The organism is Paenibacillus sp. FSL R7-0297, assembly GCF_038009025.1.
Classification (GTDB): domain Bacteria; phylum Bacillota; class Bacilli; order Paenibacillales; family Paenibacillaceae; genus Paenibacillus_AQ.
On the sequence record NZ_JBBPAQ010000001.1, the window covers coordinates 1,879,284 to 1,905,593 of the forward strand.

At 46.2% G+C, this 26,310-nt stretch carries 24 protein-coding genes and 1 pseudogene; 24 read left to right on the forward strand and 1 reads right to left on the reverse strand.

Annotation, left to right across the window (positions count from 1 at the left end; translation table 11 throughout):
- Nucleotides 1-11 precede the first annotated feature (11 nt).
- From MKZ24_RS08355 to MKZ24_RS08470, 24 genes and pseudogenes are all read left to right on the forward strand, one after another.
- Entirely contained in the window at nt 12-1,706 is a 1,695-nt protein-coding gene (locus tag MKZ24_RS08355; RefSeq protein WP_340782020.1) for a hypothetical protein, read from the forward strand.
- A 15-nt stretch (nt 1,707-1,721) separates the two neighbouring features.
- Nucleotides 1,722-2,195, forward strand: a complete 474-nt coding sequence (locus tag MKZ24_RS08360; RefSeq protein ID WP_340782022.1) for an XkdW family protein — start codon at nt 1,722-1,724, stop codon at nt 2,193-2,195.
- A 51-nt stretch (nt 2,196-2,246) separates the two neighbouring features.
- Entirely contained in the window at nt 2,247-2,378 is a 132-nt protein-coding gene (locus MKZ24_RS08365; RefSeq protein ID WP_340782024.1) for a hypothetical protein, read from the forward strand.
- Between the two features lie 90 nt (nt 2,379-2,468).
- Nucleotides 2,469-2,783, forward strand: a complete 315-nt coding sequence (locus tag MKZ24_RS08370) for a hypothetical protein (RefSeq protein WP_039294205.1) — start codon at nt 2,469-2,471, stop codon at nt 2,781-2,783.
- Nucleotide 2,784: 1 nt separating this feature from the next.
- The gene (locus MKZ24_RS08375) at nt 2,785-2,982 is read left to right on the forward strand and encodes a hypothetical protein (RefSeq protein WP_340782026.1); all 198 of its coding nucleotides are present in this window, start codon (nt 2,785-2,787) and stop codon (nt 2,980-2,982) included.
- Nucleotides 2,969-3,358 carry a hypothetical protein gene (locus MKZ24_RS08380; protein WP_042239903.1) on the forward strand — a complete coding sequence of 130 codons (390 nt, stop codon included), beginning with the start codon at nt 2,969-2,971 and terminating at the stop codon, nt 3,356-3,358. The genes MKZ24_RS08375 and MKZ24_RS08380 overlap by 14 nt, the downstream gene beginning before the upstream one ends.
- Nucleotides 3,330-4,037, forward strand: coding sequence for a M15 family metallopeptidase (locus MKZ24_RS08385; RefSeq protein WP_340782030.1), 708 nt, complete (start codon nt 3,330-3,332; stop codon nt 4,035-4,037). Before MKZ24_RS08380 ends, MKZ24_RS08385 begins: the two co-directional genes overlap by 29 nt.
- Nucleotides 4,037-4,318, forward strand: coding sequence for a holin (locus tag MKZ24_RS08390; protein ID WP_340782032.1), 282 nt, complete (start codon nt 4,037-4,039; stop codon nt 4,316-4,318). Before MKZ24_RS08385 ends, MKZ24_RS08390 begins: the two co-directional genes overlap by 1 nt.
- Before the next feature lie 288 nt (nt 4,319-4,606).
- Entirely contained in the window at nt 4,607-7,399 is a 2,793-nt protein-coding gene (gene ppc / locus MKZ24_RS08395; protein WP_340782035.1) for a phosphoenolpyruvate carboxylase, read from the forward strand.
- Between the two features lie 733 nt (nt 7,400-8,132).
- Nucleotides 8,133-8,699 (forward strand): RNA polymerase sigma factor SigW, encoded by a 567-nt coding sequence (gene sigW / locus MKZ24_RS08400; RefSeq protein WP_042239892.1) that lies wholly within the window; start codon nt 8,133-8,135, stop codon nt 8,697-8,699.
- Nucleotides 8,700-8,822: 123 nt separating this feature from the next.
- Nucleotides 8,823-9,437 (forward strand): zf-HC2 domain-containing protein, encoded by a 615-nt coding sequence (locus tag MKZ24_RS08405; RefSeq protein ID WP_042239889.1) that lies wholly within the window; start codon nt 8,823-8,825, stop codon nt 9,435-9,437.
- A 211-nt stretch (nt 9,438-9,648) separates the two neighbouring features.
- Nucleotides 9,649-10,479 carry a diadenylate cyclase CdaA gene (gene cdaA, locus MKZ24_RS08410; protein ID WP_042239887.1) on the forward strand — a complete coding sequence of 277 codons (831 nt, stop codon included), beginning with the start codon at nt 9,649-9,651 and terminating at the stop codon, nt 10,477-10,479.
- Complete coding sequence (locus MKZ24_RS08415) at nt 10,472-11,920, forward strand: CdaR family protein (RefSeq protein WP_052416755.1); 1,449 nt, start codon at nt 10,472-10,474, stop codon at nt 11,918-11,920. Before cdaA ends, MKZ24_RS08415 begins: the two co-directional genes overlap by 8 nt.
- 111 nt (nt 11,921-12,031) lie before the next feature.
- Nucleotides 12,032-13,372 carry a phosphoglucosamine mutase gene (glmM, locus tag MKZ24_RS08420; RefSeq protein ID WP_042239885.1) on the forward strand — a complete coding sequence of 447 codons (1,341 nt, stop codon included), beginning with the start codon at nt 12,032-12,034 and terminating at the stop codon, nt 13,370-13,372.
- Nucleotides 13,373-14,018: 646 nt separating this feature from the next.
- Complete coding sequence (gene glmS, locus MKZ24_RS08425; protein WP_042239882.1) at nt 14,019-15,851, forward strand: glutamine--fructose-6-phosphate transaminase (isomerizing); 1,833 nt, start codon at nt 14,019-14,021, stop codon at nt 15,849-15,851.
- Between the two features lie 212 nt (nt 15,852-16,063).
- Entirely contained in the window at nt 16,064-16,399 is a 336-nt protein-coding gene (locus MKZ24_RS08430; RefSeq protein WP_036696250.1) for a helix-turn-helix domain-containing protein, read from the forward strand.
- Nucleotides 16,400-16,720: 321 nt separating this feature from the next.
- Nucleotides 16,721-17,965 carry an RES family NAD+ phosphorylase gene (locus tag MKZ24_RS08435; protein ID WP_340782049.1) on the forward strand — a complete coding sequence of 415 codons (1,245 nt, stop codon included), beginning with the start codon at nt 16,721-16,723 and terminating at the stop codon, nt 17,963-17,965.
- Between the two features lie 231 nt (nt 17,966-18,196).
- Complete coding sequence (locus MKZ24_RS08440; RefSeq protein ID WP_340782051.1) at nt 18,197-19,468, forward strand: IS110 family transposase; 1,272 nt, start codon at nt 18,197-18,199, stop codon at nt 19,466-19,468.
- Nucleotides 19,469-19,891: 423 nt separating this feature from the next.
- Complete coding sequence (locus MKZ24_RS08445; RefSeq protein WP_036696254.1) at nt 19,892-20,320, forward strand: hypothetical protein; 429 nt, start codon at nt 19,892-19,894, stop codon at nt 20,318-20,320.
- A gap of 601 nt (nt 20,321-20,921) precedes the next feature.
- The gene (locus MKZ24_RS08450) at nt 20,922-21,398 is read left to right on the forward strand and encodes a tyrosine-type recombinase/integrase (protein WP_327196386.1); all 477 of its coding nucleotides are present in this window, start codon (nt 20,922-20,924) and stop codon (nt 21,396-21,398) included.
- A gap of 35 nt (nt 21,399-21,433) precedes the next feature.
- Nucleotides 21,434-21,601 (forward strand): tyrosine-type recombinase/integrase, encoded by a 168-nt coding sequence (locus MKZ24_RS08455; protein ID WP_327196387.1) that lies wholly within the window; start codon nt 21,434-21,436, stop codon nt 21,599-21,601.
- 370 nt (nt 21,602-21,971) lie between these two features.
- Nucleotides 21,972-22,742: a hypothetical protein gene (locus tag MKZ24_RS08460; protein ID WP_340782056.1), complete on the forward strand. Its 771-nt coding sequence runs from the start codon at nt 21,972-21,974 to the stop codon at nt 22,740-22,742.
- A gap of 103 nt (nt 22,743-22,845) precedes the next feature.
- Nucleotides 22,846-23,688, forward strand: coding sequence for a hypothetical protein (locus tag MKZ24_RS08465; protein WP_036696257.1), 843 nt, complete (start codon nt 22,846-22,848; stop codon nt 23,686-23,688).
- 394 nt (nt 23,689-24,082) lie between these two features.
- A pseudogene (locus tag MKZ24_RS08470) lies at nt 24,083-24,376 on the forward strand (L-rhamnose isomerase).
- 774 nt (nt 24,377-25,150) lie between these two features.
- On the opposite strand, the gene MKZ24_RS08475 reads toward MKZ24_RS08470, so the two are convergent.
- Nucleotides 25,151-26,295 (reverse strand): IS3 family transposase gene (locus MKZ24_RS08475; protein WP_156123389.1). Its coding sequence is split into 2 segments (ribosomal slippage): nt 25,151-26,022 and nt 26,022-26,295, totalling 1,146 coding nucleotides; the frame shifts between segments, so codons are not numbered across the junction.
- Between the last annotated feature and the right edge of the window lie 15 nt (nt 26,296-26,310).

Consider the following 26,310-nt stretch of genomic DNA (forward strand, 5'->3'; position numbering starts at 1 on the left):
GAGTGTGAGTGATGAAAACAACGGGGAATTTGGGGCTGAAAAAGCCGGATGGTACAGACATTGTAGATATAACGGATTTGAACGGTAATATGGATATTCTGGACACAGCCGTCAAGGCTGTACAGGATCATGCCGCAGATGCGGTCAAGCATATCACGGCTGCTGAGCGCACAGCATGGAATGCCAAGGCGTCCACCGCTGCTGCTACTGCGTCCGCCGCCGGGCTGATGGCTGCAGCGGATAAGGCGAAGCTGGATGGTGTGGCTGCCGGGGCGAATAATTATGTGCATCCCAATCATACCGGGGATGTAACCAGTACGGGGGATGGCGTAACGGCGATTGCACCTGGGGTAATTGTGAATGCAGATATCAACGCTGCTGCGGCGATTGATGCGTCGAAGATCGGCACGGGTGTTGTGTCTAATGCGGAGTTTGGGTATTTGGATGGGGTGACGAGTGGGATTCAGGGGCAGTTAGACTCAAAGCTCTCTAAAGCTGGTGGGACAATGGGTGGAATCTTAAATGCACTTTGGGGGTTGAACCTTCAAGTTGGTTCAGTGCCGCCTGAAGCAGTGGGAACAATGTATGCCGACGGAGCAAATGGAGGTTTATTCTACCGGGATTTAGGAAAATATCAGAAGGTTGTGCTAGCGACTTCTACGGACATTACCTATTATGTCCGGACGGACGGAAATGATGGTAATACGGGGCTGAGCAATACGGCGAGTGGGGCGTTTAGGACAATCGGTAAAGCAATCAGCGTGATTCCGCAGACTACTAATCACGCCGTGCTAATTCAAGTGGCGGCGGGAACATACGCAGAAAGTCCGAAACTTAGCGGGTTCAGCGGGAGCGGATATGTTGGAGTCTACGGCACAGGTATTGTAAATGTTGCATCAATGATCATTGAGCGTTGCCAGCGTATCCAAGTCTTTGGAATAACATTTACCTCAACGACTACCGATGCAGTAAACACATATGATGGTGGCTTTATAGAGTTTAGGAATTGCCTGTTCACCGTTACATCATCGTTTAATGCAATAAGCTCCTTTAATCAAAATGCAAAAATAGAATCCTGCACCTTTTCTAACCGCAATACTGCTATACAGGTGAATGGTGGGAGTTGTTATATAGTTGAATGTTTAGGCACAAATAATACAGCAGCGGTTTTACCAGCAGAAGGCACAATTGTAAAAACGGCGGGAACCATACACAGTGGCATTATACACACTGGTTTCCATGGCACAGTTAACCCATGGGGAGATAATACAGCAAATTTACGCGCACTCGGCGAATTTTCAAGGGCTTCTGGTGGATTGACTCAGAGCATTGCTGCAAATACATTTACTAAGTTGCTGTGGTTGACAGTTATGGGTAATCAAAAAAATACTTGTGATCTAACTAATTCAAGATTTATAGTTCTTGAAACTGGAATTTATGTGGTTTCGATGCGCGTAGGATACGATACATCTGCATCATCTGTAAGTCAAAGAGTTCTAGGATTTATGGGAGTAAACGGAGTTATTAACGCCGCTTTGGGAGAATCTTCAATTTCTCCAGGGATACCCGGATGTACGATAGGTGGTTCTTATATGATGAGACTAGATGCTGGTATGACGGTTGATTTTTATATACAAAGCACTACGGCTGGAACTGTGAGTAATGCTGATGCTTTCACACATGCAAGTATTATTAGAGTGGCTTAAAGGAGGTTAAGAAATATGAACATATCACAAGCAATCAAGCATCTACACCCAACCGCCGACCCCATGCGGGATTTCATGGTCCAGGACAACGGCCCAGAACCCGTCCTGCGGCCCGGGGCCGAAGAAAAAGGCCGGGTCCGCTACGAAATCAAAACGCCAGATTTCGGTGATGAACCAGTTGAGGGTATCCATTACCGCTACGGCATCGACTACAATCTTCTAGTAGAGGGAGAAGACTACGATCTGGTAGGAAGCGGCCCGTTCATCGCGGTCTGGAATCTCGATGCGCCGCAGCCGACAGAAGCTGAACTGCAAGCAGCCTGGGAAGCGTACCAGGAATACGTGGCAACCAAGCCGCCGGAGCTGACGGAGATGGAGCAGCTGCAACAAGAAAATCTTCTGCTGAAAGCTCAGAACAATGCGCTGTCCGAACGGGCAGATTTTATTGAGGACATTATTGCCGAAATGGCAATGCAGGTGTATCCATAATGTTTCGTCTTTTATAAACTTATGCTCATATGGAAAGGTGGTGAGGATCTAATGGCATTGTTTTTTGCACAACGTGTAACCCTTGGGAAAACCAAGTATAGTGAAATACCCTCCACGCTGAAGCTTGCAGTCAAAGAAATTCTGGCAGATAGCGGACTTGAGTTTCTTGCAACAGAAGAATAGATAACCACAGGCGCCGACCAAGGCGTTTTTATTTTGCCCTCGGACCCGTCCGGGGGCATTTCTTTTACCAACACAGAAGGGAGTGAAGCAATGGACAGCAACGATGTTGCGAATTTGGAGAAGCTGCTGCCTTTGGCGGATAAGTATGGGCTGGCTTACATCATCGCTTTGATTCTGCTGATGATTTTTCTTGTGCTTTTGCGGTCGATTGTGAAGGGGAATCTGGTGCCGCGTGAACTGCTGGAGCGTGCCGAGGAAGACAGAGACAGGCTGCAGAACATCCTCGACAAAGAGCGGTCCGACTTCATGGCACCGACACTTGAAGTACTGCAGCGATTGAAGATCGACCATTCAGCGGGCAACAAGAATTCAGATGGTATTAATGAAGAAGACAGGGGGGGATAATGTGCTGAGTGAGTGGATCAAGCGACTATCTCCCCTGCACCGGGATAGAGAACGGAAGCTGACGCAAGCGGGAATGAGAGTATCGCTCTCTATCCGAAGGTACAAGAATGTCTCCAAAGAAATTCAAGATGAAATCAGGAACAACGGGTTCGCCGAGTTCCTAATCTATGATCGGGGGGCAGAGGATGAGCATCATTGATATTGTGTTGTTCATAGCGTATTCCATATCCTTTATCTGTGCGCTGCTGCTGATAGCTGCGCTTTTTTTGTATTTCCGCAAAAGGTTCCAGGTACGCGTGGTCAGTCTGTTTATGCTGGCAGTGTTCTTTTTTCTGGGGGCGTATACCGTTAACATGGCGGTTGCCTTCTGGATCAGATTCAGTACTTCCGGTTCGGACGCTGTGCTGAGCTCGCTGCAATCGGAAGCCTGGGCCATTGCCCAGACGTGCACTACTGTAGGACTGGTCATTCTGACGCTGTTAATGTACACCAAATGCCAGGATTTGTTCTTGGTACTGTCCGGGATCAGGAAAGGGAGGGATCCGCATGCTGACTCTGACTCAGGTTTTAAATAGATCCGCTGCCCGTCTATCCGGACTCCATCCCGCCGTACTCGCCGCAGCTACAACGCTGATTGAACGCTGCTATGCTTGCGGTGTTCCCATCCTGATTACCCAGGGACTGCGGACGACTGCCGAGCAGGATGCGCTCTATGCCCAGGGACGAACCAAGCCGGGAACGATTGTCACTAATGCACGCGGCGGATATAGCTATCACAATTATGGACTGGCGGTGGATTTTGCACTGCTGCTCCCGAATGGCTCAAGTGTTTCTTGGGATACGAACAAGGACGGGGACAATGACTGCACAGCCGATTGGCTGGAGGTGGTGCAGCAGGCCAAGGCAATCGGGTTTGAATGGGGCGGGGACTGGACCAGTTTCAAGGATTATCCGCATTTTCAGCTGAGCTTTGGAATGACGCTGGCAGCACTTCGGACAGGAGCGGAGCCTGCTACGGCAGCAGTGGCGGCAGTGTATGAACGCATTAAGCTTAAGGAGGAACAAACTGTGAAGAGTGAAATTACAGCAACGGTAAAAGTGAACGGAGTGAAGATTGTAGAAGGGATGCTGGAGAATGGTGTTACTTATGCTCCCGTTCGTGTGATCGCAGAAGCGCTAGGCGCACAGGTCGGCTACAATCCGGGTACAAAAACAGTGAATATTACAAGTAGCCACCAGAAGGGAGCAAACTGATGAGTAACAGTGAACTGTTTGACAATGTGTTAGCTTTTGCTTCAATACTGGCCGTAGTTATTCTGGCTTTAGTGCAGCTGATCAAAAATAATACCCGTCTGCCGCGGGGCGTTATCCCGTTTGTAGGATTAGGCATAGGGTTACTGGTTGGAGCGGCAGCGTACCCTTTTACAGATCTCGGTATTACCCTTCGCCTCTGGGCAGGAGGGATTGCCGGACTGTCTGCTACAGGATTATTTGAATTGGCATTCAATAACCGGCCAGGGAATACCATGAAATGAAACATGACTTATAATTGACAGCCGGCTCTGAGGAGTCGGCTTTTTTGCTATTTTATGTCATGTAATATTACATATCCACTACATAAAACAGACAATATATATAGGAAGAGATACATAATTAATTCTGACTGCATAAATAACTGGATTGGTGTATAATCTTAATTGCTGTATCGCTTTACCGCGCAATAAAGTTGAAGATTTCCGGGCAGTTTTATTGTATGATATGAGGAAAGCTTTTAAATAGACAATGTTAAGAGCATTGATCCGGAAGAGGATGGGGGGAGCAGAATGACCGAACTTACGACTACCGTTAGCAAAAGCAACTCCAATAATCTGCTGCGGCGGGACGTACGGTTCTTGGGGAATATTCTGGGCGAAGTCTTGGTACACCAAGGTGGCAACGAACTGCTGGATATCGTGGAGAAGATCCGTGAAACCAGTAAATCGCTGCGCTCATTGTTTTTGCCTGAACTGCACAATGAATTTAAAGAGCTAATTAGTTCACTGGATACGGAGAACCGGCATCAGGTGATACGGGCTTTCGCCATTTATTTTCAATTAGTGAACATAGCCGAGCAGAATCACCGGATTCGCCGTAAGCGCGATTATGAACGTTCTGCCGGGGAGACCGTACAGCCAGGGTCGATTGAAAGCGCGATTCAGGAGCTCCGCGAGCGGGATTTCTCCCACGAGGATGTTCATGAGATTATGAACGGCCTGTCTCTGGAACTAGTTATGACGGCTCACCCTACGGAAGCTATGCGCCGTGCGATCCTCGATATCCACAAACGGATCTCCGATGATGTCATGGGACTGGATAATCCGACTCTGACGTTCCGCGAACGCGAACAGCTCCGTGAGAAGCTGCTGAATGAAGTGATTACACTGTGGCAGACGGATGAGTTGCGCGACCGTAAGCCTACTGTGCTCGATGAAGTGCGCAATGGCATGTACTATTTCCATGAGACGATTTTTGAAGTGCTGCCGGATGTCTATCAAGAACTTGAGCGATGTTTGAGTAAGTACTATCCTGGCCAGAACTGGCATGTGCCAACTTATCTTCGTTTCGGTTCATGGATTGGCGGCGACCGCGACGGTAACCCTTCCGTGACAGCAGCCGTAACTATGCAGACGCTGCGTCTGCAGCGCAAGCTGGCCATTCGTGAGTATCAGCGGATTATGCGCGAATTGATGCAGTACCTGAGCTTTAGTACAAGCATCGTCAATGTGACGCCGGAGCTGCTGGAGTCCATTGAGAAGGACCGTAATATTATCAATCTTAACCGGGTTGATGCCTGGCGTAATGATAATGAACCATACCGGATTAAGCTCAGCTATATGATCTCCAAGACACAGAATGTTCTGGACGATGAGAAAAAAGGCACGCCTGTGCGCTACTCCTCACCAGAGCAATTTATAGATGATTTGAATGTGATTGACCGCAGCCTGCGGCATCACTATGCCGACTATGTAGCAGACACCTACATTAAGAAGCTAATCCGCCAAGTGGAGCTGTTCGGCTTCCATACGTCGACTCTGGATGTCCGCCAGCACAGCCAGGAGCATGAGAATGCGATGACGGAGATTCTGGCCAAAATGAATGTTACACCGGATTACTCCAAGCTGGAGGAGAAACAAAAGATTGAGCTGCTCGAAAAGCTGCTGAATGATCCGCGTCCGCTGACATCCCCTTACCAGTCTTATAGTGAAGGTACGGAGGAATGCCTTGCGGTATACCGGACGATCTTCCAGGCGCAGGAGGAATACGGCAAGCAATGTATCACAAGCTATCTGATCAGTATGGCGGAAGCAGCCAGTGATATTCTTGAAGTCATGGTATTCTCCAAAGAAGTGGGACTGTTCCGCAAAGACAACGACGGTACAGTGGTTTGTACTTTGCAGGCGGTGCCGTTGTTTGAAACCATTGACGACCTCCATGATGCACCGCAGATTATGCATACGCTGCTCAGCATGCCGATCTACCGCGATGCCGTTACTGCGATGAATGACCTGCAGGAAATCATGCTTGGTTATTCGGACAGTAATAAGGACGGTGGCGTGGTTACTGCGAACTGGGAGCTGCGCGTTGCCCTGAAGCAGATTACAGCGACAGCCGATGAATTCGGCATTAAGCTGAAATTCTTCCACGGACGCGGCGGAGCCCTCGGACGTGGCGGTATGCCGCTGAACCGGAGTATTCTGGCCCAGCCGGCTTCCACCATTGGCGGCGGTATCAAGATTACCGAGCAGGGGGAGGTGATCTCTTCCCGGTATTCGATGAAAGGCATTGCTTACCGCAGTCTGGAGCAGGCGACATCTGCTCTGGTTACGGCAGCCATTCATGCCAGATCGCCACAGGCGGATCTGTATGAAGCGAAGTGGGATGAGATTATTGCGCGCATCTCTGAAGTCTCCCTGAACAAATATCAGGATCTGATCTTCCGTGATCCAGATTTCCTGACGTACTTCAAAGAATCAACCCCGCTGCCGGAGGTTGGGGAACTGAATATCGGTTCACGTCCTTCGAAGCGTAAGAACAGTGAACGCTTCGAGGATCTGCGTGCCATCCCTTGGGTATTCGCCTGGACGCAGAGCCGTTATCTGCTGCCTGCATGGTATGCGGCCGGAACAGGACTGCAGAGCTTCTATGAGGATAAAGAAGAGAATTTGAAGATCATGCAGCATATGTATGCCAACTTCTCTTTCTTCACGACCTTGATCGATACCCTGCAGATGGCTATTGCCAAGGCGGATCTCGTAATCGCCAAGGAATATGCCGGCATGGGCAAAAACGAAGAGGCGCGTCAGCGTATCTTCGGCCAGATTGAAGCCGAATTCAAGCTGACCTCCGAGCTGATCCTGAAGATTACCGGTCAGCAGGACATTCTGGATAATGTTCCGGTTATTCAGGAATCGATCCGCCTGCGTAACCCGTATGTTGATCCGCTCAGCTACCTGCAGGTTCAGCTCCTTGCCGAGCTTCGCGCCCTGCGCGATGTGGAGGGCGATGACGCTGAGCTGCTGCGCGAGGTACTGCTTACCATCAACGGTATTGCCGCCGGTCTCCGGAATACCGGCTGATGCCTTTGCTTGAGCTCTTGCTTGTTCGGTCTTGATCTAGCGATCTTGATCTTAAAGTCGGCGAAGCCGCTTTGCTTTAAAGGGTTTGCGTTTTTAATCTTGCTCTTTTGATCTTGCCTAGCTGATCTTGATCTTAAAGTCGGTGAAGCCGCTTTGCTTTAAAGGGTTTGCGCTTTTGATCTTACTTTTACGATCTTGATCTAGCTGATCTTGATCTTAAAGTCGGCGAAGCCGCTTTAAAAGGTTTGTTTGTGTCTGAAGCCAGGGAATCTGCTTCAGGAAACCCCGTCCGCCCTCTTACCCGGAGGATGGACGGGGTTTTTATCTTTCTAAGTGAGGCCGGGAGTCATTGACCCGGCCGAACCCATGCACACCCCATTGTTGCCTGAGATATACTTTGGGCAACAAAAAAGAGGTCCCCCCTGGCTGATGGAGACGGCGGAGCGGAAATTTGGAACTGGAGGAGCGGCAGCGTTCGCCTTTATTGGCAGATTTCGACCGCAAATTGCGGTTCCAATCAGGAAATCTGCCAATAACAGCGACCGGAAGTCCAAATGTTTCGAGCAGTCCGCGACTAATCAGCCCCCCGTCCGCTTTTCAGAGTACAATATATATAGAAGGTAACAATACAAACCTTGATTTTTGCAAGAACTTGAATTACGATTTATATGCTTGTACCGTGGATTTTCGGAAACTGAGATACCAAGGGCGGCAAGTCTGGGGGAGTTAACAGGTGGAGAATCTGGAAGGCAGATTGACAAAGCTCGCCTTGAAGGGCGACCAAAGGGCATTTGCCGAGCTTGTGGAACTATATAAAGACAAAATATATCATTTGGCTTACCGTATGCTGAATAACCGCCATGAGGCGGAAGATATTGTTCAGGAAACGTTTTTGCGCGTGTACCGGAATTTGGACCGTTATGATGATAAACAGAAGTTCTCAACGTGGATCTACCGTATCGGTACGAACCTTTGTATTGACCGGCTGCGCAAGCGGCGCCCAACGTATTCATTAGATGCCGAGATGAACGATCAAGAGGGAATTGACGGGTATTCGATGATTCCGAGCGATAATGTGACACCGGAGACAGAACTGCTGCTCTCAGAGACTCAGGGCCTCATCTATGAAGCCATCGACAGTCTGCCCGTGAAATACAGATCGGTGATGATACTGCGCTATCTGCAGGATTTATCGCTTCAGGAAATCAGTGATGTGCTGGATATGCCTGTGACGACGATCAAGACCCGTGTGCATCGAGGACGTGAGTTTTTACGTAAAAAATTAGGCCCTAAATTGTAAAAATAGATTATTTTTTATGAAACTCCTGCATGGCAGTGACGTATGTAAGTTAAGCAAGTCTTATGCGTCCTGCTCCTATGTCTTGAAAGAATTAAATAAGCACTCATGAAAGGATTGGCTCCTATGGAATGCAAACTGGCCGTCTCTATGATGCACGACTACCTGGATGACGACTTGCCCGAACTGCAGCAGAGGGAATTGAAGGAGCATCTTCTATCCTGTACGGATTGCCGTGCGAAGTTCAAGGAACTGGAACAGACCGATATGCTGATGTTTTCCCTGATGCACCAGACCCCTGTTGCCTCGGAGGATCTTGTAGGCCGGATTATGAATTCATTACCGAAACCCAAGAAGGAAAGAGCTTTTATCACCTGGATCAAACGACATCCGGCGCTTACGGCAGCCTCTGTGTTTATCTTCGTGATGCTGATGAGCTCTGTAACCTTTTGGAATCAGGATAGACAGCTTGTAGTCAGAGGGACTGACCTCGATCAGGTTGTTATCCAAGGGGATACGGTTATCGTACCTTCCGGCAAAGTCATTTCCGGCAATCTGACGGTGGAGAACGGTAAAACTCAAGTTTATGGGGAAGTCAACGGCAATGTGACGGTGATCGACGGCTCGCTGTATCAGGCTTCAACCGCCCATATTTCCGGGCAAGTCAAAAGCATAGACCAAGCGGTAAGCTGGCTCTGGTATAAAGTGACGAACATGTTCTCTGAAGTTGCCTACCGATAGCTAATGTTGGTCGCTTGTAGCAGAAAACTCATTTGCGCCTCTTTTTCCGGAAAGATGGCGCATTTTTGTTGCCTGAAAACACCAGTTTTGCAATTTGCTTCAGCCCTAAACTTGCAACCGGAGGCAGAACGTTATAACCTAGATATGATAAAGTGCTAACATACAATTTACATAAACCCAGCTAATTTTGAAATGACGGGGGTTTTCGGCCATGAGCTATTTTACCGACCTTACATGGAAAGAGTCCATTAAAGATATAATTGATATTCTGATTGTCAGCTACATCATCTACAAAGTACTGAATATGGTGCGCGGTACGCGGGCCGTTCAGCTCCTGAAGGGAATTCTGGTCCTGGTTGTAATCTGGGGGGGCAGTACCCTATTGGATTTGTACACGCTCAAATGGCTGATGAACCAGATGTTTACGTTTGGGGTATTTGCGATCTTTATTATTTTTCAGCCGGAACTGCGCAGGGGGCTGGAACAGCTCGGCCGGGGGAAATTCTTCGGGCGGACTGCCGAGAATGATGAAGAGATCAGTAAATTAATTGGGGAAGTTATAAAAGCTGTGAATTATTTAGCTGTGCGCAAAATCGGGGCATTAATCGTATTTGAACGGGCCACAGGGCTTAATGAATATACGGAATCCGGGATCGCCATGCGTTCGGAAGTCAGCTCTGAGCTGCTGATTAATATCTTCATTCCCAATACACCGCTGCACGACGGGGCGCTGATTATGCAGGGGAGCCAGATTGCTGCGGCCGCCTGTTACCTGCCATTGTCAGAGAATCCATTCATCAGCAAGGAGCTCGGAACAAGGCATCGTGCCGCCATCGGTATTAGTGAAGTGGCAGACTCCGTATCTGTTGTCGTCTCCGAGGAGACCGGACAGATCTCTCTGGCCATCAACGGACAAATCGTCCGGGATATTAAGGAAGAGTCGCTGATCTCGAAGCTGCATCAAGAGCTGAGTGCAAGCTCACTCCTGAAGGATAAAGGTTCCGCTTTCTGGAAATGGAGGGGGACTAAGAACAATGGATAAATGGATGAAGAATAATAACTTCAACAAAATTCTTGCGCTTGCCCTCAGTATTATTCTCTGGACCATTGTACATGTAGATACGGCACCGGCGAATCAGACTACGGTTAATACCGAATCGAAGACGATCGAGAATGTCAAAGTGGAGATTGAAGGCTTCGACAGTGATGCTTATGTACTGACCAAGGATGTAGATAGCGTAAGGATGGAGGTAAGGGGCAAGAGGTCCGATCTTACCTACAAGTTCTCCGATGCCTACCGGGTGTGGCTGGATCTTAGTGATGTGAAACCCGGCGACAATACGCTTCCCTTAATGTATTCGACGCCGAGTGGTGTAACCTTGGATGATATGGTGCCGAATCAGGTGAATGTGCATATTGAGCTGCGGACGACCAAGTCTTTTCCGGTAACCCTGAATATCACGGGGGAGCCTGCAGCAGGTTATCAGGTGGGGGCTCCGGTGGTTGACCCGGTATCGGCAGAGGTGACCCTTCCGGCCAGTGAACTCGGACGGGTAGCGAAGGTACAGGGGGATATTGAGCTGGATGGCGAGAATGAGCCGTTCAGTGAGAAGAAGCTGAAGCTCTATGCTTATGACAGTGAAGGAAACGAGCTGAAGGATGCTATGATCGAACCTTCAACAGTAGGTGTAGAACTGCCTATTACGCTTCCATCCAAAACACTGCCGCTGGATATCAGCTATACCGGCAGTCTGCCCGGTTCACTGGTCCTGTCCCGGGTTACGCCTGAACAGGATATGGTGACTGTATATGGCAGTGCGGAGACATTGCAGAACCTATCCTCCTATGAGGCGGTTCTTAATCTAAGCTCCATTACAGCTGCCGGTACAGAACAGCTGAAGCTGGAGCTGAAGCCGCCAGAAGGGACCGGTAAGATCGAACCGGCGGCCATGAATGTATCGGTCTCAACAGCGGAGATCGCCCAGCGGACGATCTCCGCTGTGCCTATAAAGCTGGAGGGTGTAGCTACCGGGCTGACGGCCCTTATATTAGATCCTGTGAGCACCTCCATGGATCTGACGGTATCGGGTGCGCCCACCCTTCTGGACCAGCTGGACCAGGATAATGTCAGTGTGGTTGCTGATGTGGGCGGGCTTACGGCTGGAATTCATGATATTCCGCTGCAAATCTCCCTTCCCCGGTTCATAGCACTGCAGAATGACGGTCCGCAGCTTACTGCAAAGGTAGAACTGCTGGCTCCAGCTACACCGGAGCCTTCTGCCGGTGCTGACAACAGCACGGCAGTTCCTACTACGGAGCCCAGTGCTGAGCCGGCTGCCGTTGAGGAGACGCCCTTAGAGCCGTCTCCTACCCATACTGACGAGTCTGCAGAGCCGACCCCGACTCTGTCACACACTCCTGCGGAGAACACGGCTACACCGGCAGCAGGCGGGAATAACGCCGGAAGTACGGGGGGGACGTAACTTTTTGTTCAAGAACACGTCTATTTATTAGGCATCTCATATACACGGAATAAAGAATCAATCATACTATAATTTATTAAGCTGAAGCAGCGTATTAGAAGGAGAAAAAAGATGGGTAAGTATTTCGGAACAGATGGCGTACGCGGTGTCGCAAACCGTGAATTAACAGCGGAGATGGCCTACAGCATTGGACGCTGCGGTGGATATGTACTGGCAGGAAATGTGGAAAAGCCTAAGGTCGTAATTGGGATGGATACACGGATTTCTGGTCCGCTCCTGGAATCGGCACTGATTGCCGGGTTATTGTCCATTGGTGCGGATGTAGTCCGCCTGGGTGTAGTATCTACACCTGCGGTTGCTTATATTACAAGATTGCTCAAGGCGGATGCCGGCGTCATGATTTCAGCTTCGCATAACCCCGTGGAAGATAACGGGATTAAGTTTTTTGGCGGAGACGGCTTCAAATTGACTGATGAAACAGAGCTGCGTATTGAAGAACTGATGGATGCCGAGCAGGATGAGCTGCCGCGTCCGGTCGGATCGGGTCTCGGTACGCTCCAGGTAGATAATGATGCCAAATATCTGTATCTGGAATATTTGAAAACGACGATCGACCAGAACTTCAAGGGCATTAAGGTAGTACTGGACTGTGCGCACGGCGCTGCTTATGAGCTGGCACCACGGCTGTTCAGAGAGCTGGGAGCCGAAGTAATCTCCATCGGTGCAGAGCCGGACGGGCTTAACATTAATGATGGATTCGGTTCCACGCATCCGGAGACCCTGCGTGCGGAAGTACTGCGTCACGGGGCGGACCTGGGACTCGCATTTGACGGCGATGCCGACCGCCTGATTGCTATCGATGAGAACGGCGATGAGGTTGACGGTGACTTTATCCTCTGCATTTGCGGGGATGCCATGAATCGTGCAGGGAAGCTGAAAGACGGTACAATTGTATCTACAGTAATGAGCAATATCGGATTCTACAAAGCGACAGAGAAATTATCGCTGAATACGGCGAAGACTGCTGTCGGCGACCGGTATGTCATGGAAGAAATGCGCCGTGGCGGTTATAACCTGGGCGGAGAACAATCCGGCCATGTAATCTTCCTGGACTACAATACGACAGGTGACGGTATTCTGACGGCGATTCAACTGGTCAATACCATGAAGAGTTCCGGCAAAAAGCTTAGCACACTGAAGTCCATGATGACCAAATATCCGCAGGTACTGGTAAATGTGCGTGTGCAGGACAAAACCAATTATCCGAACAATCCGGCAATTGAAGCTGCGATCATAGAAGTGGAAGGCAAGCTAGGCGACAACGGGCGTGTATTGGTGCGTCCTTCGGGAACCGAGCCGCTGATCCGTGTAATGGCGGAAGGACCGGATAAGGCTGAGCTTGATCTTTTTGTAGGACAGATTGTTGAAGTGGTGCAGCGCGAGCTGGTGTAATTACACTAATAAAGCAAAATGGGCAGCCGGTGGGACGGAGGAGTAATATTCGTTCACCGGCTGAACCTTTAATGTGGACGATGTTTTCAATTGAAATGGATGAAAAAGGTTTTCTTTGCCGCATCATTGCCAAAACGATGTAAGGTGCATATAATAGACTAAGTGTCATTCCAGAAGGAAAGCGGGGATAGTAAGGTTGGAGCAATGCAAGCGCCAGAGCTTGATCTTGCGCGGGGGAGAAGGGAAGACTGGAAGCTGCCATTAAGGGCAGAACGGCCTGAACGGATCACGGCAGATGTAAGCTGACGAGGTGGAGGTGTTCGAAATGTTCGGCGGGGACCTCCCGGTGATGCACCAGAGCCGTAAATGGAAGCGGAAAATGCGAGGGCGACCTCTCACACAACGCTCCTGTGGGTGCCAATTGAAATGTACAAATCATGGGTATGCGCATGCAGGAAACGCAGATGGTTCTGCCACGGCAGAGGAGAAGACTGTGCATTTTCGTGACTATAGATGCAAGTGACAGGTTATTTTGTTGATCTGTAAATGACAACAACATATTTGCTTTTCTTCAAAACATGCCGCACGGCACGTTTCTTTCCTCATGGCCGCCCTTACTACGAAAAATTGGACGGAGGAAAATATAATGTGTGGTATTGTAGGATATATTGGTAATCAGAATTCGCAGGGGATCTTGGTCGAGGGTTTGAAGAAGCTGGAGTATCGCGGGTATGATTCCGCAGGTATTGCCGTATTCACTAAGGAAGGTCTGCAGGTTGTAAAAGCACAGGGCCGTATGGCGAACCTGGAATCCCGTCTCGAAGCAACTCCGCTGACAGGAAGCGCAGGAATTGGCCACACCCGCTGGGCAACACACGGCAAGCCATCCGATGAGAACTCTCATCCGCACACAGATAACACCCACAAATTCTCCGTAGTTCATAACGGGATTGTTGAGAACTATCTGGATCTCAAGGAAGAACTGATTGCTGGAGGAGCTAATTTCTCTTCCGAAACAGATACCGAAGTTATCTCCCATCTGATTGCGCGTGAATACAATGGGGATATCGTGAAGGCTGTGCAAAAAGCGATCACTTATATGCGCGGTGCGTTCGCGCTGGGTGTTCTGACTGAATATGAACCGGATAAACTGGTAGCTGTACGTCAGGCCAGCCCGCTGATTATCGGTCTTGGAGAAGGCGAGAACTTTATCGGGTCTGATATTCCTGCTCTGCTGGAATATACCCGCAACGTATATATTCTGAACGACGGCGAAATGGCTGTATTGACACGGGATGCTGTCGAACTCATGACGATTGAAGGCAACTTTATTTCTCGGGAAATGATTACTGTCGATTGGGATGCTGTTACCGCAGAAAAAGGCGGTTATGAGCACTTCATGCTGAAAGAAATCCACGAGCAGCCAAAGGCTTACCGCGATACAATGCGCGGACGCATGAATGCTGCAGGCAACAAAGTCATTTTGCCTGAGCTTAACCTGACTGAAGAACAAATTAAGAACATCCGCAACATTCAGATCGTCGCTTGCGGTACTGCTTATAACGCAGGTCTCGTAGGACGTAACCTGATTGAGTCCCTGGTGCGTATTCCGGTAGAGAATGACATTGCTTCCGAATACCGTTACCGTGCGCCAATCGTGACTCCGGAAACACTGGTTATCGTAGTCAGCCAATCCGGTGAAACTGCAGATACACTGGCCGCTCTTCGTGAAGGGCAAGCCAACGGAGCCCATGTTCTGGCAATCACTAACGTGGTAGGCAGCTCTATTGCCCGGGAAGCTAACAGTGTACTGGTAACACTGGCTGGTCCGGAAATCGCTGTAGCATCAACCAAAGCATACACTTCCCAGCTGATCGCTTTCACTTTGCTGGGTCTGTACCTGGCTGAAGTACGCGGCACGCAGTCTGAACCGGAAGTGGCTAAGATTCTCGCAGCTATGCAGTCCCTGCCGGAGCAAGTAGAAGTAATCCTGGCTCAGAAAGACGCGATTAAAGCTTACGCCGAGCAAATCGCTGAGCATAAGCACCTCTTCTTCATCGGCCGCGGCGTAGATTACGCAGTCGCCCAAGAAGGATCGCTGAAGCTGAAAGAAATCTCCTACATTCACTCCGAAGCTTATGCTGCGGGTGAACTGAAGCATGGTACACTGGCGCTGATCGAAGAAGGCGTTCCTGTCATTGCCCTGGCAACCCAGGAATCCGTACTTGAGAAGACTGTCAGCAACATCAAAGAAGTGAAGGCCCGCGGCGCACATGTCCTGGCCATCACTCATGAAGAACACAAAAACGATCTGCTCAGATCCGTTGACCAGGTGTTCGTGATTCCTCAGACCCTGCCGCTGCTGACCTCTGCACTGTCCGTAGTGTCGCTGCAGTTGCTGGCGTACTACGCCTCATTGGCTCTGGGTCATGATGTTGATAAGCCAAGAAACTTGGCTAAGAGTGTTACTGTTGAATAAATGAGGGAATTGGCGTCATGGTGATGTCCAGTGAAATAAAACAGTGGAACCAGTAATAAAACAATGGAACCAATGACAAAAGTGTGGAACCAGTGATAAAACTGTGGAACCGCTATGTAATGATATTACATCTAGGAGTAGCCTGAAGAAATATTCAGGCTACTCTCTTTTTTAGAAGGTGAATCAAGAATTTCAAGAGTGGTGGTGAAAAGATGAGTGATATTGGCTATAGAATTAAATCTATCCGAAAAGAAATGAATTTAAACCAATCTCAGTTTGCAAGGAATATAGGGATTTCTCAAGGGAATTTAAGCGAAATAGAAATGGGAAATAGCAATCCTTCAGCTGAAACATTAATAGCGATTAAGGTTAAATATAATGTTAATTTAAACTGGTTGTTAACTGGTTTGGATATGGAAAATGGAGTTATATACGAAGATCAGGATGTAAAAAAATTGGTTAAGGGTTATAGAGAACTCAATGAATACGATAGGAATGAAATTTTTGAGATAATAGAACTGAAGAAAAGATTAAGATCGAATTCCTGATACATATGCCTACCAGTTACTAGTGCCCAATAGACAACCTTGATTTTTTTATTCCCGTAGTTCCCCCCAATATCTTGCTGTCCTGATGCCTCAATCTTAAGATAGACGTACTGTTTGAAAAATAATGTGCTCCCTACTGTAGGGAGAAAATAAAGTTCAAGACAGAGAAAATAAAACATCAGACCGACAATTCCTTCATTAAGCTAACGGGCAGGATAGTGACAATTATATCTCGAAATATATGGTTAGATTATAATGCAGTTTCTCCTAAAGACGAAGAAGGTAACATTTAATTCATTCTATTATGAAGTGAGGGAAATAATGAGCTACATTTTGTGCGTTGATTGTATTAGGGATACAAATTTAAAAAGACTATTTACCGAATTAGGATTTAAAAGTGTATGCGACATGTGTGGCAGGGCAAGTAGTCATACATTAAGTGTTGAAAACAAACGTTTTCAAACCTTTCTAAAAGCAGTAATCCGCTATCATTATTCAGAGACAAAATATAATAGCCACTGGGGTGGGTATATGCATTGGGTTTCCTTATTTTCAAGAGAAAACCCTATTTTCTGTTTTGTATATAACGGGAAAAATGATAATGATAAATTTTCTTATGCATTGGAATCAATTGATGGTCATATTGATGATTTTGACAGCGATGTATCACTATACTTTGGTGGCGGACGGATGGATGCTTTTATTTCATCTATAAAAAATGATACCTGCGAAGTAATTATGGAATTAGAATCTGCTATACTTAAAATCAATCCTTATATTGTAGCGACAAGATTAGCTACTCATCTAAAAAAACTAAAGAATTTAAAAATAATAGATAAAACATTAACTGACAAAAAATATTTTCGTGCAAGAATCGGTGTTGAATATATTCTGGCAGATGAATTCTCTACTTTCACTGATAATTATGATGAAATTGCAATTCCATACAAGAATCGATCTATTGCTGCACCATGTCCAGTAATCGCATCAGAAGGTAGACTAAATAGACAAAAAACATCTTATATATACCTAGCATCCAATATAGATACAGCTATTGCTGAAGTTAAGCCTAACAAAAAGCATTATATTTCGATTGGTGAATTTGAAATCACAAAAGAGCTGGACAGGCTCCGTATTGCAGATTTTCACACTTTGGATTTTTATGATTTTACGGAAAGTGATAATGCTATTGATGAGTATGTTATTTTAAAATCAATACAAGAAAGACTATCTTTACCTAACCCTGATAAGAATTATGATTTTACACAAGTAATCGCTGATGCTCTTATATTACTTGGATTCGATGGTGTAAAGTTCTCAAGTTCAGTTAATGATGGATTTAATCTGGTTTTGTTTGACACAAATCAAGTTTCATATGTTAGAAATTCTCACAAGGCTGTTGTAATAAATGAAGTGAAATATCAATATCATTATTTAGATACTACATTAGATACAGACAAAAGAATTGAATATTATATTAAGGGTAATAACAATATTCACCTAGACGATTTAATAGAAGAACACTTTGGGATAAAAGAATATAGTCGATTAATTATTTCTAGATAGGATTTTTCATCTGCATATTTTTCGTAATAATACACGAGCGTCTCCATGCGACCGAAGTACCGACAAAGCGAAGGCATATTTGTAAATCGGTGGATTAAACTAACGGGACACGTTAGCATTCCTGTAGAGCGTTAATTACGAGCTTTGCAAAAAGAAAAGCGCCTCGGTACGATGGGAGTACGCAACGGGTCATAGCCCTTAAAATCCCATCATCCAGGAGGACGCTCTACTATGAAGTTTAAAGCCCAGGACAAACAAAATCAACTCATTGAAAAAATCACCCCTCAGCATCTCGTCGTCGGAATCGACATCGCACAGCTAACTCACGTCGCTCGTGCGGTGAATTTCCGCGGGATCGTCGTTGGCAATCCACTATCTTTCTCAAATGACGAAGAAGGGTTTCAGATCCTTCATCGCTGGATCCAATCGTTGCAATCAACCCATAACCTAGACTCCGCAATCATCGGTATGGAACCAACGGGGCATTACTGGTTAAGCGTCTCCAAATGGCTATCTGAGAAGCAGTTTGAAGTTGTTCTTGTTAATCCTCATCTCGTGAAAAAGAACAAGGAAAACCGCGACAATACGCCATCGAAGAGCGACAAAAAGGATGCTCTCGTCATCGCAGACATGGTGAAGAACGGCTACTACTCATTCATTCGCAACACACCTGAAGCCTTTGAAGAGCTTCGTGTCTTTCTCTCCAATCGAGACTCCGTCGTAACGAGACTCGTTAGTGCAAAGAACCAGATTCATCGTTGGGTTGACGTCGTGTTCCCCGAGCTGAGGCAAGTATTTAAGAATATGATGTGCAAAGGCTCATTGGCGACACTACGTCTTTTCTCGACGCCTGATGAACTGAGTAAGTTAACACCTCAAGACGTGGTAAGGGGCTGGAAATCCATTATGCAACGGCAACCTGGGGACAAAAAGGCTCAAGCCCTAATCGCTCTTGCTAGCCATTCTGTTGGCTCTAAGCAGGCAACGCATGCGTACAAGCTCCATTTAATGCAGCTTCTCGCAGAATATGATCTCGCTTGTGAGCAACTGCGAGTCGTGGAGGCAGAGATTATAGCAGTTTTAGACCGTATACCTTTTGCTAAGTCGATGCTTGCTGTAAAAGGGATTAATGCAATCTCACTAGCTGGTATTCTTGGAGAGGCTGGGGATTTAAGCGGCTTTGTACATGGCAATGCTTTGCTGCGTCATGCTGGCCTCAACCTTGCGGAAGCAAGCTCGGGCAAATGGACCGGACAGATGAAGATTAGTAAACGCGGACGATCTCGCCTCCGACGTTTCATCTTCATGATGACCCTGAGCTTAACCGCGAATAATCCGGAATTCAAGGCGATACATGCGTACAATGTTCAGGTAAAAAAGATGAAGAAAATGAGGTCACTAATGAAACTGTGCGGTAAACTAGCTCGCATTCTCGTGGGGATGGCTCGCAGCAGTGAAGCCTACAATCCACATAAAACGATGCCACTTCAGCTAGCAGCTTAAGCGATTTCTCACCGTTTCGTCGTACGAATTTTGGCTTATTCGCGGGATTTCAAAAGAAAGCACGGAGTACCGGATATATTGAACCAAAGGGCACCGACCCGTAACGTTAGCATGACCGGCCTCCACCCTTGGAAAGGCGTAACGAAGGAATGAGAGGGCAATGACCCGTTGAGACATGGGAGTGAAAACCTCCAGGGGCGGCGTGGAGAAGCGTGCAGTATATGGAAGGATATGGGGTTTCAGCATCCCCCTCTATTTCCTCACGCCTTCATGTTGTCCTGGTTCTCAACCGGGTTGCTCTAACAATCTTTCGGTAAATCCGAAAAGGGTGAAATCCTGCGAATAAGTGAGCATTCGTGAGAAAACTGAATCGTACTGAGGGAGTTCAATACATTTATTCATTCAATTACCTTGGAGGTTACCATGATAACTAATGAAGCGATGTCTACACTATTGCTTAAAACCAAACCTTCAGGGGCTAGTAATAATGATGAATACGCCCATTTTGTTGAATGGGATGGCTGTATTTTAATTAGTTGTTTTGCAAGAGATTTACCGAGTAGTTTCGATAAAACAACTTACTCAGACCGTACAGACTGCGAGACATCGATAAACCACTTGCACTTGGAGAACCTCTCTATAGCATTAGAATTAATTGACGTATGGGAAAAGACACTCCGTCGTAACTTCGCAGGGGAAGAATTTAATATTGTAGTTACTTGTGAACCTGATGGTAAAGAAGCTGTTGCTCGTTTTTATCAGCTAAGACCGGAGGAAGTTACCTGGTTGAATGAAGAAAATGATCTCGAGAATTATAAGCATGAAGCAATACTTCTTCTAAAGGTGCATTAACCTAAAGGGAAACGAGAGCACCACGACTTGATGGCAACGTCACTTTGGGGAGAGATATGCGTTGGTTCGATTTTATTTTAAGACAACCCAAGAATCAGAAAGTTTCTGTTTGGAAATAGTCTGCTACATGATTGAGGAGTTTGGTATCTCGGAGGAAGGGGCTGTCGACAGGATAAATGATATGTGGGAAGGAGTCAACTGGAATGATGATATCGAATCCGAGAATTATGATTTAAGATATCATGAGCATCCGAAAGACTGGGCGTGTATTATTTATTTTGGACATGAGTCACAATGGTGGAGAAAAGAGAAACCTGAATTAACTCCACGACCATATAAAAAGTAGCGCTGACGGGGAACACTAGTTTGATACAGCAGGCGATTAAAACCTCTCTTTAGAAGCAAACTAGATTTAATAGTTTCTAAAGGGAGGTTTTGTTATGAACTTAAATGAGTTGTGGAGTTTGTATGAGGCTGACAAACGCATTAAAGATTCAGTCCAAAAACATTAAAAGCATACGCTTTACAGCACAAGATGTTAGTGCTGGAGCTAGGCAATCTCGATGTCACAGAGGTGACGTTAACCACACTGAAGGAATACTTGGCAAAACAAGCAGTTCGTTTGAAGCCAAACAGTCTTGGCCATCGAATTCGTTTTGTTCGTTCACTTTTTCGCTATGCTTATGAAGAGACTTATCGGACTTCAAACCCTTCTCTAAAATTGAGAGAACCCAAATTAGATAAGCGCATTCCTAAGTTTTTGATTGAGGAAGACGTCATACACTTAAAAATCTCATGTCAGTCACTCAGGGAAAGAGCACTGCTCGAGTTTCTCTACAGCACCGGCTGCCGGATTGGGGAGGTAGAAAAGATTAATGCCGAAGATATAAACTGGGAGAACTGCTCAGCAATCGTTAATGGCAAGGGGTCGAAGCAAAGAGAAATTTATTTTACGACAGAGTGCAAAGTATGGTTAAAAAGTACTTGTCCAGCCGTGCGGATTCCTGCAAAGCCTTATTTGTTACCGATACGCATCCAACCAAACGAATGGCTATCCCTACGATTAGGTAGGCAATAAAACGGCTTGCAGATCGGGGAGAACTTCAAGTGAACGTGTATCCGCATCGCTTTCGACATACTTATGCTTGCCAGCTCCTTGATAATGGTGCTCCATTAGATTTCATTCAAGGAATGCTCGGTCATGAGAAGGCATCGACCACTCAAATCTACGCACAACTCCGAGGCGAACGTCGGAGGGAACTTTATCGACGTTACTTTTAGTTTGTAATGGCGACGGATCAGCTTTAGAATCCGTCGCCATTCAACTAAAGGGCAGTTTAACGCAACTTTAGCCGGGGGAAAGACTCTGCGGCATCTAATTCCTTATATTGCACGCATATTAGGCTGGCTGTTCGTGCTGCTGCTATAAAGAACCCTAGGACTATCTGGATTTTATAGGCTCCCCAATGGGGCCATTTTCGTTTATTATTTTTTAGTGCTCCATTTGGAACGATATCAACAGCGGTATCAGTGACTGTTAAACTCGCATACATTTCGATTCTAATTTGTAATAAAAGAAAGGAAAATGATAATGCTGGTCGTGATATCATAATCACAATGTACAACCACCTTAAAATGAGGAGGATCCGTTGTGTCAAGAATGTCTCTCCATGCCATAGCAAAAGAGATTGAAAAGGAATACTTCAACAAGTCGGAATGTGGCGAAGTTTTGCTTTCTTACAAGACTGTCGAAAGGAGATTCAAACAATTTATCCAATCATTCAATATAGATATCACCTTTCTTAAAGATGAAAAAAACGCGATTTATTTGAGCCAAACTGAATCCGTGTTTGTTAAAGGGATCCTGACAGAATCGATTGATAAGAATGGATTTTTGTACAAGCTCCTTTATACCGATGAAATAACGGATCTCAACCCAGCGACCTTTGAGGATCTTTCCGGCTTTATGAATAATATGTACCAGCATATGAACGGTAAGATCAGCGATACAGATCGAGATTTTTACATGGTTGATTTGAACCGCAATTTGAGTTATTCCGCCTTATTAGAATGCCATCAGATGCATGCGTTAATTGATGCGCTTTTCGCTAACACTAACCCTATGCTTTATTCGCAACAGGTATATCTTCTGTCAGAGTTCAGAAAAAAACTAGAAAAAGATTTCGCCCACTCAATCGTAACAATTACCCTACAAACTACTGAATTAGCCGAATACATAAAAGACTATAAGATAGTTACTGGGGAAAAACACATGAATTATGGTGACGAACTTGAAAGTGACACCGCGAAAGAATATAGACAACGGGATCGAGACGTTCTTATGTTCCTTGAACAGAACCCGCTTATTAAGGAGCATATTGAAACCAAATTAAACATGACTATTGAAGAGATTCTTCAATAACGTGAAGTGGACAAAACTCATCCTGAGTTGTCCAAGGTTTTCCCCTCTAACCATGATAGAATTAAGCCATACGAAAGAGGAAATTAAAGTGGAGGGGAACCCAATGCCAATGAAAGAAATGTTAAACCAGCTAAAGGATGCGACCGGAACCGAATTTGAGACCATATTCAGCGAAATCATGAAGAAAATTTACAACGATCGGTTCCAAAAAACTCAGACACGTGGGAATAAAGGGGATTTGAAAGCGGACGCGGTCCATCTGGATAATAAAACGATCTACGCTGTACATGCCCCTGAAAATTTCAACGTCACCAAAGTCTTAAACAAATTGAAGTCTGATTATGAAGGTTTCATCGAACTCAAAGAAGCGGGTACCTGGCCAGCAATCACTCAATGGATGTTTGTGTTAAAATCTGATCGGAAGGGTATCCCTTCTGATATCATGGACCTTATCACCACATTGGATGGCGAACATGGAATTTCAACCGGTATCTGGGGGATGAAGGACATCGAAGGATTTGCTCTAGCCTGGGCGCCACCGGAAATTCCCGGTGAAACGATAGAGCAGCTAAGAAGTTCTGTTCTTCAGCTGCAGCGTCAAGGAAAAGCAATCATTTCAGATTTTGAACAGAACCGTGGCCGGCTCTTTGATCTTGTGGAATGGCATCTGGAGACGCAAGAGGATCGCGGAAATGCCTGTGCGAATGCAGCGGCCTTGATTCAGGATATCTACAGCATTTTTGTGCAGTACCCTGGCACCTTCGAGGATATGGGCTTGAAGAAATCCGTAAAAAAGCTGGCTAATTTAGAGCCGGAAACGGGAATCTCAATTGTCACCATCGATGAAGCCTATGACAGCTTGTGCAAAAAGAACCTTAAAGAGGAATATATCCTGCTCAAGCATTGCAGCAAAATTATGAAGCGGCTGGGAGAAAAAATCGCTTGATTTTATCCAAACAAGCAGGCTAAGCTCTTCATAGAGGCTTAGCCTGCTTGTTTTATGCGAAAGGACGCATCATATATTTCTCTGCGAAATTAATCTCAACTGGAGCAGCGGATGAAGAGCTTCACAAGTTCTGGATTGAACACGCGATCCGCAGCAGCAGAATCGGCAATATTTCTACGAATGGACCGGAAAGGCGTTTGTTATCAATCACTGGCCCCACCGTGGAAATAAGGAAATACTGATCGATACGTTTGTCCCAAGACTATGTCTGAAGGAGAGCTTCGATCAAATTTTTCTCGGCAACTAAAGACGTTATAGATGTAGTTGACGGCAATGAAACTAAGCTTTCGGCATAGGTCTTGAAAGCTTTACTGTAGGCTAACAGGAATTATGCATGGGGGGATGTGATGAGAGCCGAATTATGACGCTTGATACCGGCCATTACCATCCGAACGAAGTCGTTTCTTCCAAGCTTGCATCCATCTTTGAGTTCACGGATCATATATTATTGCTTGTTTCCCGTTCAATCCGATGGGATTCCTACCACGTTGTAAGCTTGGATGACGAAACCAAGGTGATTATGGCCATTTGAATAAGTTAGATTCTACTAACATCCATCGCTGCCGACTTCTTTGATGCATCTATCAACCGGATTACGGCTTGGGTTACCGGCTTGAGAAATACTTGAAAAGCAATCCTCGCGTATAAAAAAGAATTTAAAGCGGGACACTTCTCTCTCGTTTGGAATCACTAATGTGCTACAGAAATTGCGGGTGTGGGGTTAAGCTGGTTAGATGAAGTCAAAGCATATGAAGAAGCTGTTATACTGAAAAGACATTGATGGTAACGGATTAGGCTTTTACTGATATAAAGCAGTTTATGGGGTTCCGCCAACATTTAAAGTGAAAAACGCTAAGTCTCCCGATGCATTCGGCTTAGTGTTTTTTTAATTTTAAGCCGATAAAATTCGAATATAAGGTTGGGAAACCAAACTTCTCTAAACCGGAGAGTAACACAATTACGTATGATAGCTAATTCGAAATATATATTAATGCTAAAAGGATGATAGTACATTTGGAGTTGAAGGTATAATTGTTCTGAATTCTGAGAATGATGCATTCAAACAATTTAAAGGAGGACTCTTTGTCCGAATGAACTACTCCCAAATCTATGAGCTACACATTCAACTGCTTAAAGGCTATGCTTCGCATAAAAGAAAGGGGGAATCGCCATATCAAAGGGAGATAAATTACTATAGGAACCAATTGCGCTTCGCTGAGGATATAGTGCAAAGAATATTTGTCTTAAATCAATTAGTAAAGATACATGAGAAAGAGCGAGAGAATATGATTAGGTGGTGTTCAGAAACATACTTTCCACCAACAGAAATTCAAAAAGACTCACATAATGGGGCTGGGACTGCCCCCCGTTCGTGAGACAGGGATCAAAACACCCTGCAAGTTCAAGCAGCCAGTCGCCGGAAATCCACCGGTGACTGGTTATTTAGTTTCGCCTGAATCCGAATTGAGTTATAGTAAGTGATGTAGTCTCGAACGGTCTGTTCAACGATTGCCGTCGTTGTACACATGAGATCTTCGAGGTAGAACGTTTCAGACTTTAGGGTGGAATGAAACGATTCGATGGGGGCATTATCGGCGGGCGTTCCCTTGCGGGACATGCTCATGGTAATGCCTTTTCCTTTGACTGCAGTCTGGTACATCTGAGACGTATATACACTGCCCTGGTCGCTATGAAGCAGCATATTTGCCCGTTTTGGAAGTTGATTCAGTGTATGCAACACTAAAGATGTGTCTTGCTTGTCCGCTATACTGTAAGCTACAATCTCCCCATTGTATAGGTCCAGAATGCTCGAGAGATACAACATCTTCCCTCCAAACGGTAAATAGGTAATGTCCGTGACGAGCTTTTGCAGATGCCCCTCTGCATGAAATTGCCGCTTCAGCAGATTTTCTGCTGGATGTGCTGGCTGCCCCGGGGCCTTACGTTTCTTCCTCCTTACACGGCATTGTAGCCCTTCACGCTGCATAATCTGTTGAACTCGTTTGTGGTTTATGGGTTCTTCTGCCCGAAGGAGTGCGGTGATTTTCCGGTACCCATATCGGAATTTATGCTGTACGCAAAGCTGCCTTATCTTCTCCGCTATAGACTCTGAAGGCTCGGTTTCTACTGCGGCTTTCCAGCGGTAGTATGTGGCTCTTGCAATCCCAAGCCATGCGCAAGCCTCTTTCACCGTTACTTCTTCTCGAATGGACTCGATCCAGGTAATAACGACTTGCGGTTCCACCTCCTTTCCAGTTCCCTGTACTTTTTTAGCACGTCTAGTTGCTGCTTTAAGAAACGATTCTCCGCCTTTACTCTTTCCAGCTCCGTAGAGTGTTCTGGACCTTTTCCGTAGCTGTACTGTTTGCCCACGGGCTGCTCCAGACGATGCACTTCGCCTTTTCGATACCACCTCATCCATGTCTTTAACTGTGTGTTATTCCGTATCCCTAGCTCCTCCATAACCTCTCTGACCGGAACTCCTGCCAACCTCATCTCAATGGCTTTCATTTTGATTTCTACCGGGTAACTCACTCTCGTTGCCAACGCAAAAACACCTCC

Excerpts from the sequence above, each read along its gene's own strand:
- MKZ24_RS08445 (WP_036696254.1), top strand. The coding sequence starts at position 19,892 with ATGATAACTAATGAAGCGATGTCTACACTATTGCTTAAAACCAAACCT.
- MKZ24_RS08430 (WP_036696250.1), top strand. The coding sequence starts at position 16,064 with ATGAGTGATATTGGCTATAGAATTAAATCTATCCGAAAAGAAATGAAT.
- MKZ24_RS08370 (WP_039294205.1), top strand. The coding sequence starts at position 2,469 with ATGGACAGCAACGATGTTGCGAATTTGGAGAAGCTGCTGCCTTTGGCG.
- ppc (WP_340782035.1), top strand. The coding sequence starts at position 4,607 with ATGACCGAACTTACGACTACCGTTAGCAAAAGCAACTCCAATAATCTG.
- MKZ24_RS08385 (WP_340782030.1), top strand. The coding sequence starts at position 3,330 with ATGCTGACTCTGACTCAGGTTTTAAATAGATCCGCTGCCCGTCTATCC.
- MKZ24_RS08440 (WP_340782051.1), top strand. The coding sequence starts at position 18,197 with ATGAAGTTTAAAGCCCAGGACAAACAAAATCAACTCATTGAAAAAATC.
- MKZ24_RS08380 (WP_042239903.1), top strand. The coding sequence starts at position 2,969 with ATGAGCATCATTGATATTGTGTTGTTCATAGCGTATTCCATATCCTTT.
- MKZ24_RS08435 (WP_340782049.1), top strand. The coding sequence starts at position 16,721 with ATGAGCTACATTTTGTGCGTTGATTGTATTAGGGATACAAATTTAAAA.
- MKZ24_RS08390 (WP_340782032.1), top strand. The coding sequence starts at position 4,037 with ATGAGTAACAGTGAACTGTTTGACAATGTGTTAGCTTTTGCTTCAATA.
- glmS (WP_042239882.1), top strand. The coding sequence starts at position 14,019 with ATGTGTGGTATTGTAGGATATATTGGTAATCAGAATTCGCAGGGGATC.
- MKZ24_RS08360 (WP_340782022.1), top strand. The coding sequence starts at position 1,722 with ATGAACATATCACAAGCAATCAAGCATCTACACCCAACCGCCGACCCC.
- MKZ24_RS08365 (WP_340782024.1), top strand. The coding sequence starts at position 2,247 with ATGGCATTGTTTTTTGCACAACGTGTAACCCTTGGGAAAACCAAGTAT.
- glmM (WP_042239885.1), top strand. The coding sequence starts at position 12,032 with ATGGGTAAGTATTTCGGAACAGATGGCGTACGCGGTGTCGCAAACCGT.
- cdaA (WP_042239887.1), top strand. The coding sequence starts at position 9,649 with ATGAGCTATTTTACCGACCTTACATGGAAAGAGTCCATTAAAGATATA.
- MKZ24_RS08405 (WP_042239889.1), top strand. The coding sequence starts at position 8,823 with ATGGAATGCAAACTGGCCGTCTCTATGATGCACGACTACCTGGATGAC.
- MKZ24_RS08355 (WP_340782020.1), top strand. The coding sequence starts at position 12 with ATGAAAACAACGGGGAATTTGGGGCTGAAAAAGCCGGATGGTACAGAC.
- MKZ24_RS08415 (WP_052416755.1), top strand. The coding sequence starts at position 10,472 with ATGGATAAATGGATGAAGAATAATAACTTCAACAAAATTCTTGCGCTT.
- MKZ24_RS08465 (WP_036696257.1), top strand. The coding sequence starts at position 22,846 with ATGCCAATGAAAGAAATGTTAAACCAGCTAAAGGATGCGACCGGAACC.